Origin of the sequence: Martelella sp. AD-3 (assembly GCF_001578105.1) — a bacterium.
Taxonomy (GTDB): domain Bacteria; phylum Pseudomonadota; class Alphaproteobacteria; order Rhizobiales; family Rhizobiaceae; genus Martelella.
This window is the reverse complement of record NZ_CP014275.1, coordinates 3,461,925-3,475,696: the sequence shown is the minus strand read 5'-3', so window position 1 is coordinate 3,475,696 and position 13,772 is coordinate 3,461,925. Positions and strand designations below refer to the sequence as shown.

Sequence of the window (13,772 nt, the reverse complement as noted above, 5' to 3'; positions counted from 1 at the left end):
TCAATTGATTGAAAGCCTGAGCGTTCGACCGCCCAGGGGGATTTGAATACGATAGAGCGTGTCGGGCCAGGCGGCCCTGAGGCGCTGATCGGTGATGGCTATTGCCTCGACCTGCGGCCTGCCGCCGCCTTCGATGGCGATCTCTCCAAGATCGGGAAGGGTGATCCGCCCCTCGATGACCTCCGGCTTCGTTGCAACCATCAGCGAGAGCGTCGCCGGCTTTGCGGCGTCGCAGATATCCGTGATGGTGATTCCCCGGCCTTTGGTAAAATCGACCGTCCGCCGGTAGGATTGGACGCCCGCTTCTTTCGGATACGCCCCGGCAATTTCCATGGATATGCGAGCGGCATCGGCATCCAGCGTGACAGCGACGTCGCTTGCGGCATAGGCCTTGCCGTCCTTCTGCGTCACCCCGCCGAAGCTCGGCAGGTTGTGGAAGGCGGACTGCATGGTCCAGATTTCATAGCGACGGGCAGAGAAGGTCCTGGCGGTATAGGTCTCGACGCCGACATCGATGACAAAGGGCCTTCCGTCCTTGTAGATCGTGAAGCTGCCTGTGTCGTTGTGGTTATGGCTTTCGCCGTTGTCGCCGGCCTTGGCTGCGAGTGCGAAGCGCTGGTCGCGGGCCACCAGGAGGCCGATGCTCGGGAAGAACCGGTCTTCGGGCATCGGGCGTTGAGCCTCGTGCGCCGCCAGTTCCCCGGCGGTCATCGCCCCCTGCAGGCGATAGAAAAGGTTGATCTCCTCCGGCGCGTCGGGTTCGGGCGATGCCTTCCAGTCGGCGGCGGCGAAATTGGCAAGGAGTGTCGAGCCGACGGCCTTGCCGAAAAGATATTCGCGCGCGCCGCAGAAGCCTGCCCGGGCGGACGAATCGGCAAAATTGAAATAGCGGTCGTCTGCCACATGCATATAGGCGATGAATTCCGCCATATTGCGGATCTTCTGCTCGCGGAAAAGCGGGGCAAAGGCGTCGGGCGCGGCCGTCGCGAGGATGTTGAGGGCATTGAACAGGCAAAGCCCGGCATGGCGATAGTAAAGCACGCCCTCCTCGCAGGCGCCGTCCTCGCCATAGTCCTTGAGGAAGAAGTCGAGGCTGGCGGCGGCCTTTTCGACGACGTGTCGCCGGGTCTCAGTGTCGAAGGGGCGTGAGAAGGCCGCCAGCAGCACATTCTGCGTGCACCAGGCGGTCCAGTTGTTCATCGGCTCGTCGCCCCGGCCCATCCACCAGAAGTGCTCCTCCAGATAGGGCCGGATGACGCGGCGGCTGACCTCATCGTCGAGTCGGGAGACGATCATCGGCGTCACCGCGTTCAGTTCCGCTTCGAGAAGCGTCGCAAGCACGGCAAGCTCCGCCCCGGTCTCGGCGGCGAAGAGATCGACGACCGGACGGCGCGGGTCGGGCAGCGGCAATACCTGCGCATCGCGGATATAGACATTGTGAGCCGGAAGCTGCCAGCCGCTTTCCTCGGCAATCAGCAGCGCGCCGTCGATGATCCGGTCGAGATAGCGCCCGTCGCCGGCAACGCATTCGCCGAGCGCCAGGGCATTCAGCATGCGGCGGCGCTGCATGTAGGGCGTCTCGTAGCCGATGCGGTCGCCGTTGCGGGAAAAGGCGAGATAGGCGCTGGCGGGAAGCGCCGGCCATGAGAGAGGACAGTTCTCGGCGGCCTCGGTCAGCCGGGTGGCGTAACTCTCGGGCAGGGACGACCATTTGTCGCGGTCGGCGGCGGTCCAGCCAGGCGCAAAAGGTTCGAAGGTATCTGGCAGGGCCCGCAGGCGCTCGCGAAACATTCCGTCCTCCCGTATCCGGCCGGACCCTTTTGCGAACGGGCGGCGGCGCGGCATGAACTTGTTCTTTTCTCGTGTCCGTCCTTGCGCCGTCAGGCGCTTCATGAGGACCCGGAACATGAATACCGCAACCCTCTAGCACATATGTCGGATAAGTTTTAGCCGAAAAAATACATTTTTGGATACTTGTATTATATGTTTTCCGGCGATAGGATGAGCCAAAATCACGGACGTCTGCCATGGCGCTCGTAAAAGGCTTTCCCGGTCTGTCGCCTTGCGGCGGGCCGCAGGATGGGAGGATCACTTGGCTGCCACCGGCTTAGGCTTAGCGACAGGGCAAAAGAGGAAGAAGCGCCGTGTGCTGACGAAAAGTCAGCAGAAGCGGCGGGCAAGCCTCGTCGCCTTCTCCTTCATTGCGCCGAACTTCCTCGGTTTCGCGGTTTTCACCCTCGGGCCCATCATCTTCGCCTTCGCGCTTGCCTTCATGCACTGGGACGGCTCGAACCCGATCGAGTTTGCCGGCCTTGCCAATTTCTTCGAGCTTTTCCGCGACAGGGCCTTCCAGGCCGCGTTCTGGAACACGATCATCTACACGGTGTTCTCCGTGCCGCTGACAATGGCCTGCTCGCTGGGTCTGGCCATGCTCCTGAACAAGAAGATCTTCGGGCGCGACTTCTTTCGCGCGGCGATGTTCTTTCCCTATGTCGCCTCGCTTGTCGCGGCTGCCGTCGTCTGGAACATGCTGTTCAACCCGGAAATGGGTCCGGTCAACATGATCCTCTACACGATGGGCGTCGACCCGAAGAACCTGCCCGGCTGGGCGGCGGACAAGGACTGGGCGATGGTCACCATCATCCTGTTCGGCATCTGGAAGCAGGCCGGTTATTTCATGGTGATCTATCTGGCGGGCCTTCAGGGCGTGAACCGCGAGCTTTACGAGGCGGCTGATCTGGATGGCGCCAATGCGTGGCAGAAGTTCTGGAACGTGACGTTGCCGCAGTTGGCGCCCACCACCTTCTTCGTCTCGGTGATGCTGACCATCAACTCCTTCAAGGTGTTCGATCAGGTCTACATGATCACGCAGGGTGGCCCCGGAACCTCCACGCTGGTGCTGGTCTATCACATCTACAACGAGGCCTTCATCTCATGGGATCTCGGCTATTCGAGCATGGTCGCGCTTGTTCTCTTCGTTCTGGTTCTGGCCGTCACGCTGATCCAGTTCCGCTATTCGCGCAGCCTTGATTAGGGAGAGGGTGAGATGCAAATTTTCGGTCGCAAGATCAAACTGTCCACGATTGCCCTCTACGCGCTGATCATCGTCATCACGGTCATCATGCTGCTGCCGTTCGCGTGGATGCTCTCGGCGTCGCTGAAGTTCAACCGGGAGGTCTTCGAATTCCCGATCCACTGGATTCCGGAAAACCCGCGTTGGGAAAACTACGTGCAGATCTGGACCAAGATCCCGCTTGGCCTGTTCGTCTTCAACACCGCCAAGATCACGATCATGGTGACGCTGTTGCAGCTCTTCACCTCGTCCTTTGCGGCCTATGCCTTCGCCAAGCTGAAATTCCCCTATCGCGACGTGCTGTTCCTGGGATACATCGCCACAATCGCCATGCCCTGGCAGGTCTATATGGTGCCGCAGTTCATCCTGATGCGGGAATTCGGGCTCTACAACACCCACTGGGCGCTGATCGCGCTTCAGGCCTTCACCGCCTTTGGCGTGTTCCTGATGAAGCAGTTCTACATGTCGATCCCGGACGAACTGTGCGAGGCCGCGCGCGTCGACGGCATGAACGAGTACCAGATCTGGTGGAAGATCATGCTGCCCTTGTCGAAGCCGGCGTTGTCGACGCTGACGATCTTCACCTTCGTCTTCGCCTGGAACGACTTCCTCGGCCCGATGATCTACCTGACCAAGACGGATCTGAAGACGATCCAGATCGGCCTCAGAATGTTCATCTCGCAATATTCGGCCGAATATGGGCTGATCATGGCCGCATCCGTCGTTGCCATCATCCCCGTCCTCGCCGTCTTCCTGGCGCTGCAGCGCTTCTTCGTCGAAGGCGTCGCCAATGCCGGGATCAAGGGGTAGACCATGACCATATATCAGAAAGACTTCGCCGTTCAGCCGATTTCCGACACCGAGATCGCCGACGCGATCGCCGCGGCCGTCGCCCAGGTGCGCCGCAACCTGCCGGAATTCACCTATCGCCAGCAGAACCATTCGAGCGTCGCCAATTTCTATCCGGCAATCGACAACGACCAGTGGACCTGCGGCTTCTGGCCGGGCGAGATCTGGCTCGCCTATGAACTGACCGGCGACAGGGTGTTTCAGCATGCCGCGCAAATCCAGGTGCAGAGCTTTTTGCACCGGATCGAGAACAAAATCGAGGTCGACCATCATGATATGGGCTTCCTTTATTCGCCGACCTGCGTTGCCGCATGGAAACTTGTCGGCGATGAAGACGGGCGCAAGGCCGCGATCCTTGCCGCCGATCAGTTGATCGCGCGTTTTCACGAAGTCGGCGGTTTCATTCAGGCCTGGGGCGCAATGGGCGCGCGGGAGAATTATCGCTACATCATCGACTGCCTGTTGAACCTGCCGCTGCTCTATTGGGCTAGCCGCGAGACGGACGACGGGAAATACCGCGACATTGCCCGCATTCATGCCGCGACCACGCTTGCCAATTCCTTCCGCGAGGATGGCTCGACCTATCACACCTTTTTCATGGACCCCGAGACGGGCGGCCCTGTGAAGGGCGTTACGGTTCAGGGCTATCGCGACGACAGCGACTGGGCGCGCGGCCAGGCATGGTCGGTCTACGGGCTGGCGCTGTCCTACCGCTACGACCCGAAGCCGGAATATGCGGCGATGTTCAGGAAGGCGCTCGATTTCTTCATGACGCGCCTGCCGGCCGACATGGTGCCGTATTGGGATATGATCTTTTCCGACGGCGATGACGAACCGCGCGACAGTTCGTCCGCTTCGATCGTCGCCTGCGGCCTGCTTGAGATGGCCGATATCCTCGGTGGCGCGGAGGCCGCCGCCTATCGTGATATCGCCCGGCGTTTCGTCAAGAGCCTGGCCGACAACTACGCGGTGAAGGATCCTGCTGTCTCCAACGGCCTCGTGCTTCACGGAACCTATTCGAAGAAGACGCCCTACAACACCTGCACGCCGGAAGGCGTCGACGAGTGCGTGTCCTGGGGCGACTACTATTATCTCGAGGCGTTGACGCGGCTTTCGCGCAACTGGTCCTCCTACTGGTAACGCCCGCGGCGGCTTTGAGAGGATACGATCATGTCCGGTATCTCGCTTAGAAAACTGAGAAAAACATACGGCGCGCTGACGGTCGTCCATGACATCGATCTGGAGATCGCCGACAAGGAATTCATCATCCTGGTGGGGCCGTCCGGCTGCGGCAAATCGACCACGCTCAGGATGATTGCCGGGTTGGAAGAGGTTTCGGCGGGCGAACTCTATATCGGCGACGAGCTCGTCAACGACGTGCCGTCGAAGGAACGCGATATCGCCATGGTGTTCCAGAACTATGCGCTTTATCCGCATATGACGGTCTACAAGAACATGGCATTCGGCCTTCAGCTCCGAAAGGCGCCCGAAGCCGAGATCGACCAGAAGGTCCGCGAGACGGCGAAGATCCTCGATATCGAACACCTGTTGAACCGCAAGCCGAAGGCGCTTTCCGGCGGTCAGCGCCAGCGCGTGGCCCTTGGCCGCGCCATGGTGCGCAATCCGGAGGTCTTCCTGCTCGACGAACCGTTGTCGAACCTCGACGCCAAGCTCCGCGGCTCCATGCGCACGGCGATCACCAAGCTGCACCGGCAGCTTGACAGCACCTTCATCTATGTCACTCACGATCAGGTCGAGGCCATGACCATGGCCGATCGCATCGTCGTCATGAAGGACGGCTATATCCAGCAGGTCGACACGCCGCAGATGCTTTATGACAATCCGGTCAACATGTTCGTTGCCGGCTTCATCGGCGCGCCGCAGATGAACATGCTGCCGGTCGCCGTCGAGCGCGATGGCCAAAACTGGGTCGGACGCTTCCACGAGACGGTATTTCCGCTGATCGTCGGCGACAAGGCCGACCGGCTTGCGCCCTATGAGGGCAAGGAAATCATTCTCGGTCTCAGGCCGGAAAACTTCCACGAAAGCCAGCCCCATGACATCGCCCCGGAATTCACCTGCCCGTTCACGGCGCTGGTCGATCTGGCCGAGCCGATGGGCGCGGAGATCCATCTCAACATGACGGCCCATGGCCACGACATGATCGCGCGGGTTTCACCGCGCTGCGCGGCGAAGGACGGCGAAGCGATCGATCTGATCGCCGATCTCGTCAATCCGCATCTCTTCGACAAGGAAACGGAGCAATCCATTCTCTACTAGCAATTCGGGTTTGAGGGGCGCGGGAGGCGTCTTGACATGAACTGGCTGACCAACTGGATGATGCGGGAAGGACCGGGCATTCCCAAGAATGCGCCGAAGAAGAAGGGGCTTGCCCTCTTCGCCTTCATTCTCGTTCGCGAGGCCTGGGACCTGTTCAGGCTCAATATCCTGATGCTGGTCTGCTCCATTCCGGTGGTGACGGCGCCTGCCGCGCTTGCAGCCGGCATGAACATCGCCAATGTGATGATCGAGGACGAAAACGTCTGGCTCTGGCGGGATTTCCGCCGCGCCTTCGTCCGCCACTTCCTGCAGGCGACGGCATGGGGGCTTGGCATCGCGCTGATCCTCGGTCTTGCCGGCTACGCGGTCTATATCTACGGCCAGCTCGCCCGGCACGCGCTCGCCTACGTGCTGCCGACGGCCATCGGCGTCTGCGTCATCGCCTTTGTCGCGATCGTGGCGGTCTGCCTGTTTTCGGCCATGACGCGATTTGAACTTGCCGGCGGTCGATTGCTTCAGGTGGCGCTGCTCGCGGCGATCGCGCGGCCATTGCCGGTTCTCGCCGGCCTCGCCTTCATGGCGGCGCTCTGGCTCGTCCACATCGCCTTTTATCCTGTCACCGTGTTCACCCCGGTGGTTTTCAACTTTTCCCTTGGCGCGCTCGCATTGGCATTTTCGGCGCACAAGGCAACCGGTTTCGCGTTCTCCCGCATCAATCACGGTGACGAGGACGCGAAAACCATGGCAACGGCGCAAAAGCGCGCCTAAACGGAGGAGTAATCATGAAAAACCTGCTCAAACTGACCCTTCTGGCAACGGTTGGCCTGATGCCGCTTGCCGCCCAGGCACAGGAGAAGACGACCATCAACTGGGCGCTCTGGGACTGGGACGCGACGGCCTATTACCAGCCGATCATCGACGCCTTCGAGGCCAAGTATCCCGACATCACCGTCGAACACACCGACCTTGGCTCGGCCGATTTCTCCACCATGCTGATGACACAGCTTTCCGGTGGCGGCTCGGACCTCGATGTCGTCCAGGTGAAGGACATTCCGGGATACGCCAATCTGGTGAAGGCCAATCTTCTCGCCCCGCTCAACGACGATATCGCCGAAAACGGCATCGACACAAAAGCCTATGGCGGCCTGATCGAGGCGTTGACGGTTGACGGCAATGTCTATGCCCTGCCGTTCCGTTCCGATGTCTGGATCCTTTACTACAACAAGGACCTCTTCGATGAGGCCGGCGTCGAGTATCCGACCAACGACATGACCTGGGACGAATTCGCCGAAAAGGCGCGCGCGCTGACCTCGGGTTTCGGCGCCAACAAGACCTATGGCGGCCTGTTCCACACATGGCGCTCGACCGTGCAGCTGCCCTGCATCATGGACGGTGAACATACGCTCGATGGCGGTTCCTACGAATTCCTGCAGTCCTGCTATGAACGCGTTCTCAGCCTTCAGGAAGACGGCGCCGTGCCGTCCTATGCCCAGCTGAAGACCTCCGGCACGCACTATTCCGGCCCGTTCTACAACGGCGCGGTTGCCATGCTGCCCATGGGAAGCTGGTTCATCGGCACGCAGATCCAGAAGGTTCAGTCGGGCGAATCGCTGGCCACCAACTGGGGCATCGCCCGCTATCCGCATATGGAAGGCGTCGAGGCCGGCACCACGGCTGCCACCGTCACCTCGATCGGCGTCGCGGCCAATTCCGAGAACAAGGACGCCGCCATGAAGTTCGCAAACTTCATTGCCGGTCCCGAGGGCGCCAAGGTGATCGCCGAAACCGGCACCTTCCCGGCGCTGATGACGGACGAGGTTCTCGCGACAATCACGTCGAAGGACGGTTTCCCGACGGACGAGACCAGCAAGGGGGCGCTCAAGACCGTCCAGAGCTATCTCGAAATGCCGGTCAACCTGAAGGCGGCCGATATCGAGGTTGTCTTGAACCGTGCCCATGACAACATCATGACCGACAACATCTCGGTTGAGGATGGCCTGACGAACATGGACGAAGGCGTTCAGCAGGAACTCGGCAAGTAAGTCCTGAAGACAAGATGCGCCCCGGCTGCTCCGCCGGGGCGCGCTTTTCTGCTATCCCCGCATTTTTTGGCAGGTCTGCCCATAAAAAGCCGGTCTTCTTGACAAGTCTGGTTGACGCCAAACCTCATTCATCATCACATGCGCCCGTCTTATTTTCAGGGAGGGAAGATGTCCGACACCGTTTTTCTGCGCGAGACCTTCGCCGAGCGTTTCGGCGGGAGCCCTCGATTTTTTCGCGCGCCGGGACGCGTCAACCTGATCGGCGAGCATACCGATTACAATGACGGTTTCGTCATGCCGGCGGCGCTCGAATTCCAGGCAGAGGCGGCGGCCGCCGCGCGCCAAGACCGGATCATCACGATCCACTCCCTCAACAACGGCAGGAGCGCCGAAATCGATCTCGACGCAGAGGCGAACGCGCCGCGCGGCGACTGGACGGATTACGCCTTCGGCGTCGCCGTGATGATCGAAAAGGCCGGCACGACGCTCAAGGGCGCGGATATTCTGGTGTCATCGAGCGTGCCCGTCGGTTCCGGCCTCTCCTCGTCGGCTGCCCTCGAAGTGGTCACCGGCTATGCGCTTCTATCGCTTTCCGGCTACGCGGTCGATACCGTCGAACTCGCGAAAATCTGCCAGAAGGCGGAAAACGAGTATGTCGGCATGCGCTGCGGCATCATGGACCAGTTCATCTCCTGCAACGGCGTGCATGACCATGCGCTGATGATCGACTGTCGTTCGCTGGAGCGCAAACCGGTGCCGATCGATCCGAAGGCGCGGATCGTGGTTGCCAATTCCATGGTCCATCACGCGCTTGCCGACGGCGAATACAACAAGCGCCGCCAGTCCTGCGAGGAAGGCGTGCGCCTGCTTCAACCCGTGCTGGGCGACATTCAAGCCCTGCGCGATGTCAGTTTCGACGCGCTCGAGGAGCATCGCGATCTTCTGCCGGAGGCGACCTACCGACGCTGCCGTCATATCGTGACAGAGAACGGGCGCGTGCTCGCCGCCGCCGAGGTGCTGGAACGCGGCGACCTGGACGCTTTCGGGCGATTGATGAACGCCTCCCACGTTTCGATGCGCGATGATTACGAGATTTCCTGCGCCGAGGTCGATAAGCTGGTTGAGATTGCCCAGTCGCAGCCGGGCGTTTTCGGCGCGCGGATGACCGGAGGCGGTTTCGGCGGCTGTGTGGTCAGCCTGGTTGCAGCCGGGGCAGTCGATGATTTTGTCGAGAAGGTGCGTGCGGCCTATTTCGAGGCCAGCGGCCACACCTCCGACATCTTTGCCTGCGCCCCGCAGGATGGCGCCGGTCCCCTTTTTTGATGAAGGAAGGCCGGATGAATGAGAGGAGTTGAACCGATGAACGCGTTTTCCGATCACCCGCATCGCCGCTACAATCCGCTTTCGGGCGATTGGGTGCTGGTCTCGCCGCATCGCGCCAAGCGCCCCTGGCAGGGCCAGGTCGAGGACGCGGCGACGCAGGAGATGCCGGCCCATGATCCGGATTGCTATCTCTGCCCCGGCAATACCCGCGTCAACGGAGAGAAGAACCCCTATTACACGGGCACATATGTCTTCGACAATGATTTCGCGGCGCTGACGGAGCACGCGCCGAAGGAGCGTTTCGAAGACGGGCTTCTTCTGGCAGAGGGCGAGAGCGGCATATGCCGCGTCATTTGCTTTTCGCCCCGCCACGACCTGACGCTTGCCCGCATGGCGGTTGCCGATATTGCCAAGGTGGTCGATACCTGGGTCGCGCAATATGAGGAGCTTGGCGTCCACCCCGACATCAATCACGTCCAGATCTTCGAAAACCGCGGCGCGATGATGGGCTGCTCCAATCCCCATCCGCACGGCCAGATCTGGGCCAGCCGCAGCCTGCCGAATGAGGCGGCAAAGGAAACGGAAAACCAGCGCGCCTATTACGAGAAGCACGGAAAGCCGCTTCTGATAGCCTATCTCGAGCAGGAACTGGCGCTCGGCGAACGTATCCTGTTCGAAAACGAGGGCTTCGTGGTGCTGGTGCCCTATTGGGCGGTCTGGCCGTTCGAGACCATGGTGCTGCCGAAGCGTCATATCCGCTCGATGGAGGAGATGACGGAGAAGGAACGCGAGGAACTCGCCGAGGCGCTGTCGAAGGTCACCGTGCGCTATGACAATCTTTTCAAGACGTCGTTTCCCTATTCCATGGGCTTCCACCAGCGGCCGACCGACGGCGACGATCATGACGAGTGGGTCATGCACGCCCATTTCCTGCCGCCGCTCTTGCGCTCGGCCACGGTGAAGAAATTCATGGTCGGTTTCGAACTGCTCGGCTCGCCGCAACGTGATCTGACGCCGGAGCAGGCGGCCGACCGGCTGCGCGCGCTTTCCGAAGTCCATTATCTGAACGATTGATCGGTCGGAAAACCGGGATCTGAGATCCGGCGGCCCCTGCCGCCGGCGGCGACATGCGAAGACCAGGAAAGACAGAAAATGCCCCTGAAGCCGAATATCGACTGGCTTTTTGATCCCGAGACCTTCGCGGTCAACCGTCTTGATCCCGTTTCCGATCACATCGCCTGGCCCTCGGCCGAAACGGCGCGTGAAGGCGCGGAGAACCCTTTGCGTCAAAGCCTTTCCGGCCGCTGGGCTTTCAAGCTGGCCGCGAATAGCGCGAAGCGGCCGCAAGGTTTTGAGAAACGCGATTTCGATTTTTCCGGCTGGGATTCGATCGAAGTGCCGGGCTATATGCAGCTTCAGGACTTCGGGGAGAACCAGTACGTCAACACGCAATATCCCTGGGACGGGATCGAGGCGCTGCGTCCGCCGGCAGTGCCCGAGGCCAATCTGGTCGGCTCCTATCTGCGGGATTTCATCTTCGAAAAACGCGCGGGAACCGGTCGCGTGGTGCTCACCTTCGACGGCGTCGAGACCGCCTTCTTCGTCTGGCTAAACGGCGTCTTCGTCGGCTACAGCGAAGACAGTTTCACGCCGGCGCGCTTCGACATCACCGACCTTCTGGAGGAGGGCGGGAACCGGCTGGCGGTTGAGGTGTTCCAGCGCTCTTCGGCAAGCTGGATCGAGGACCAGGACTTCTGGCGCCTGACCGGTATTTTCCGCGATGTCTGGCTGGAGCAGCAGCCCGCTCTCCACCTGGAAGACCTGTTCGTGACCACCGATCTTGCCGACGATTATGCCTCGGCGAAACTCAGGTTGCGTATGCGGCTCGCGCCGGCGCGGAAGGGCGGGACGGTCGAAGTCGCGCTTTCGGACGAGACCGGCGAAACGGTCGTCGGCAAGAAGCGTTTCGAAGCGGCGGAGGAGATGGACCTCGCTTTCGACATTGCCGAGCCGAAGCTCTGGAGCGCGGAAGCGCCGAACCTCTACGATCTCGCCATCACGCTGATTGACGCGGCCGGGCAGACGGTCGAATTCATTCCCGAGCGCGTCGGCTTCCGCCGTTTCGAGGTCATCGACCGCGTCATGCATCTGAACGGCGAACGCATCGTCTTCAACGGCGTCAACCGGCATGAGTTCAATCCGGTTCGGGGCCGGGCCGTGACCTATGAGGACATGCTGTTCGACGTGCGCTTCTTCAAACGCAACAATATCAATGCCGTGCGCACCAGCCACTACCCGAACCAGTCGGCCTTCTACAGGCTTTGCGACGAATACGGGCTCTATGTCATCGACGAAGCCAATCTCGAGAGCCACGGCTCCTGGCAGAAGGATGGCGCGGTGGAGCCGAGCTGGGTCGTGCCTGGCGACCGGGCCGAGTGGCGCGCCGCCGTTCTCGACCGCGCCCGTTCCATGCTGGAGCGCGACAAGAACCATGCCTCGATCCTGATCTGGTCCTGCGGCAATGAAAGCTTCGGCGGCAGCGTCATTTTCGACATGTCGAACTGGTTCCGTGAACGCGACCCGTCGCGACTCGTGCACTATGAAGGCATTTTTCACGACCGGCGCTTCGACGGCACGTCGGACATGGAAAGCCGGATGTATGCGAAGCCGCAGGATGTCGAAGCCTGGCTGAAGAATAACCCGCAGAAGCCGTTCATTCTCTGCGAATACACCCATGCCATGGGCAATTCCTGCGGCGGCATGCATCTTTATACCGACCTCATCGACAAGTACCCGCATTATCAGGGCGGCTTTATCTGGGACTATATCGACCAGGCGCTGGCGCTCGGCGACGGCGTGAGCGATCGCCGGCTCGGCCTTGGCGGCGATTTCGACGACCGCCCGTCAGACTATACTTTTTGCGCGGACGGCATCGTCACGGCATGGCGCGAGGAGACGCCGAAGGTGCAGGAGGTGCGGGCGCTCTACCAGCCTTTCGATATCACGCCGGCGCGCAATGCGGTTACCATCCGCAACAGGAACCTGTTCGTTTCCTCCTCTGCATGTCTGCTCAACGTCCGGCTGCTGAAGGAAGGCGTCGCGGTTTTCTCGGCAACCCTGGAGCCGGAGATTGCAGCCGGCGAAACGGCGACGCTGCCGCTCGACCTGCCCGGCGACCTGTCTTCCGGCGAATATGCCGTGCAGGCTTCGCTTTGCCTGAAGCAGAAGACGGCATGGGCGGAGGCCGGTCACGAAACGGCTTTCGGCGAACATATCTTCACCATCGAGGGCGAACCGAAGGTCGCTGCCCCCGTACCGCTGAAGCTGACGCGCGGCGATCTTCATCTCGGCATCGAGGCACCGAGATATTTCGCGCTGTTTTCAGAAGCGTTCGGCGGCATGACGTCGCTGAAGGCCGGCGGCATCGAGTTCATGCGCCGCCCGCCCCGCCTCACCTTCTGGCGGGCGATGACAGACAATGACCGCGGTCGCAATCACGGCTTTGAACATGCGATCTGGCAAACGGCTGGCCTTTATGCGAAACGCGGACCTGTCGACGTTGATATCAGCGGCGCCGAGCCGGTGGTGCGCTATCGTTTTCCGCTTCCGGGCCTCCCGGTCATGCCGGAGGTTGCATATCGGGTCGGGCGCGATGGCCTCATTCATGTCACAGCCGATTTCCCGGGCGGACAGGGACTGCCGGACCTGCCGATCTTCGGCCTGCAGTTCACGCTTCCCCCCGCCCTCGACCGTTTCCGCTACTACGGGCTCGGGCCGGATGAAAACTATGCCGACCGGTGCCGCGGCGCGCGTCTCGGTATCTTCGCGCGCAGCGTTGTGGACAATGTCTCGCCCTATTGCGTGCCGCAGGAATGCGGCAACCGGATGGGCACGCGCTTTGCCGAGGTGACGGACGAGGCCGGCGGGGGGCTTCGCTTTACAGCGGAAGGCGCGCCGTTCGAGTTCAATGCGCTGCCCTATGGCACGATGGAACTTGAAACGGCCGAGCGGCCGGAAGACCTGCCGCCGGTGACGAAGACGGTGGTGACGATCGCGGCAAGGCAGATGGGCGTCGGCGGGGATGACAGCTGGGGGTCGCCCGTGCATGAACCCTACCGCATCGCTTCCCATAAGCCGCTTTCTCTTGCATTCTCTGTCGCGCCGATCGGCGTCTAGAACAACGTTGAGCAGGGCGCGTTGCGCCA

General features: G+C 61.2%; 10 protein-coding genes. 9 read left to right on the top strand and 1 reads right to left on the bottom strand.

Going from position 1 to position 13,772, the window contains the following annotated elements; translation table 11 throughout:
* Positions 1–1,791: a heparinase II/III family protein gene (locus AZF01_RS16115; protein WP_061449882.1), complete on the bottom strand. Its 1,791-nt coding sequence runs from the start codon at positions 1,789–1,791 to the stop codon at positions 1–3.
* A gap of 301 nt (positions 1,792–2,092) precedes the next feature.
* Here AZF01_RS16115 and AZF01_RS16110 point away from each other — a divergent pair, with 301 nt between their 5' ends.
* From AZF01_RS16110 to AZF01_RS16070, 9 genes are all read left to right on the top strand, one after another.
* The gene (locus AZF01_RS16110; RefSeq protein WP_061449749.1) at positions 2,093–3,034 is read left to right on the top strand and encodes a carbohydrate ABC transporter permease; all 942 of its coding nucleotides are present in this window, start codon (positions 2,093–2,095) and stop codon (positions 3,032–3,034) included.
* Between the two features lie 12 nt (positions 3,035–3,046).
* The gene (locus tag AZF01_RS16105) at positions 3,047–3,883 is read left to right on the top strand and encodes a carbohydrate ABC transporter permease (RefSeq protein ID WP_061449748.1); all 837 of its coding nucleotides are present in this window, start codon (positions 3,047–3,049) and stop codon (positions 3,881–3,883) included.
* A gap of 3 nt (positions 3,884–3,886) precedes the next feature.
* Positions 3,887–5,062, top strand: coding sequence for a glycoside hydrolase family 88 protein (locus AZF01_RS16100; RefSeq protein ID WP_061449747.1), 1,176 nt, complete (start codon positions 3,887–3,889; stop codon positions 5,060–5,062).
* A 30-nt stretch (positions 5,063–5,092) separates the two neighbouring features.
* Positions 5,093–6,202: an ABC transporter ATP-binding protein gene (locus AZF01_RS16095; protein ID WP_061449746.1), complete on the top strand. Its 1,110-nt coding sequence runs from the start codon at positions 5,093–5,095 to the stop codon at positions 6,200–6,202.
* Positions 6,203–6,238: 36 nt separating this feature from the next.
* Entirely contained in the window at positions 6,239–6,970 is a 732-nt protein-coding gene (locus tag AZF01_RS16090) for a DUF624 domain-containing protein (RefSeq protein WP_082781099.1), read from the top strand.
* Positions 6,971–6,984: 14 nt separating this feature from the next.
* Positions 6,985–8,244 (top strand): sugar ABC transporter substrate-binding protein, encoded by a 1,260-nt coding sequence (locus tag AZF01_RS16085; RefSeq protein ID WP_061449745.1) that lies wholly within the window; start codon positions 6,985–6,987, stop codon positions 8,242–8,244.
* A gap of 168 nt (positions 8,245–8,412) precedes the next feature.
* Positions 8,413–9,567 (top strand): galactokinase, encoded by a 1,155-nt coding sequence (locus tag AZF01_RS16080; RefSeq protein ID WP_061449744.1) that lies wholly within the window; start codon positions 8,413–8,415, stop codon positions 9,565–9,567.
* A gap of 36 nt (positions 9,568–9,603) precedes the next feature.
* Complete coding sequence (locus tag AZF01_RS16075) at positions 9,604–10,641, top strand: UDP-glucose--hexose-1-phosphate uridylyltransferase (protein ID WP_061449743.1); 1,038 nt, start codon at positions 9,604–9,606, stop codon at positions 10,639–10,641.
* A 78-nt stretch (positions 10,642–10,719) separates the two neighbouring features.
* Positions 10,720–13,743, top strand: coding sequence for a glycoside hydrolase family 2 TIM barrel-domain containing protein (locus tag AZF01_RS16070; protein ID WP_061449742.1), 3,024 nt, complete (start codon positions 10,720–10,722; stop codon positions 13,741–13,743).
* Positions 13,744–13,772: the final 29 nt, after the last annotated feature.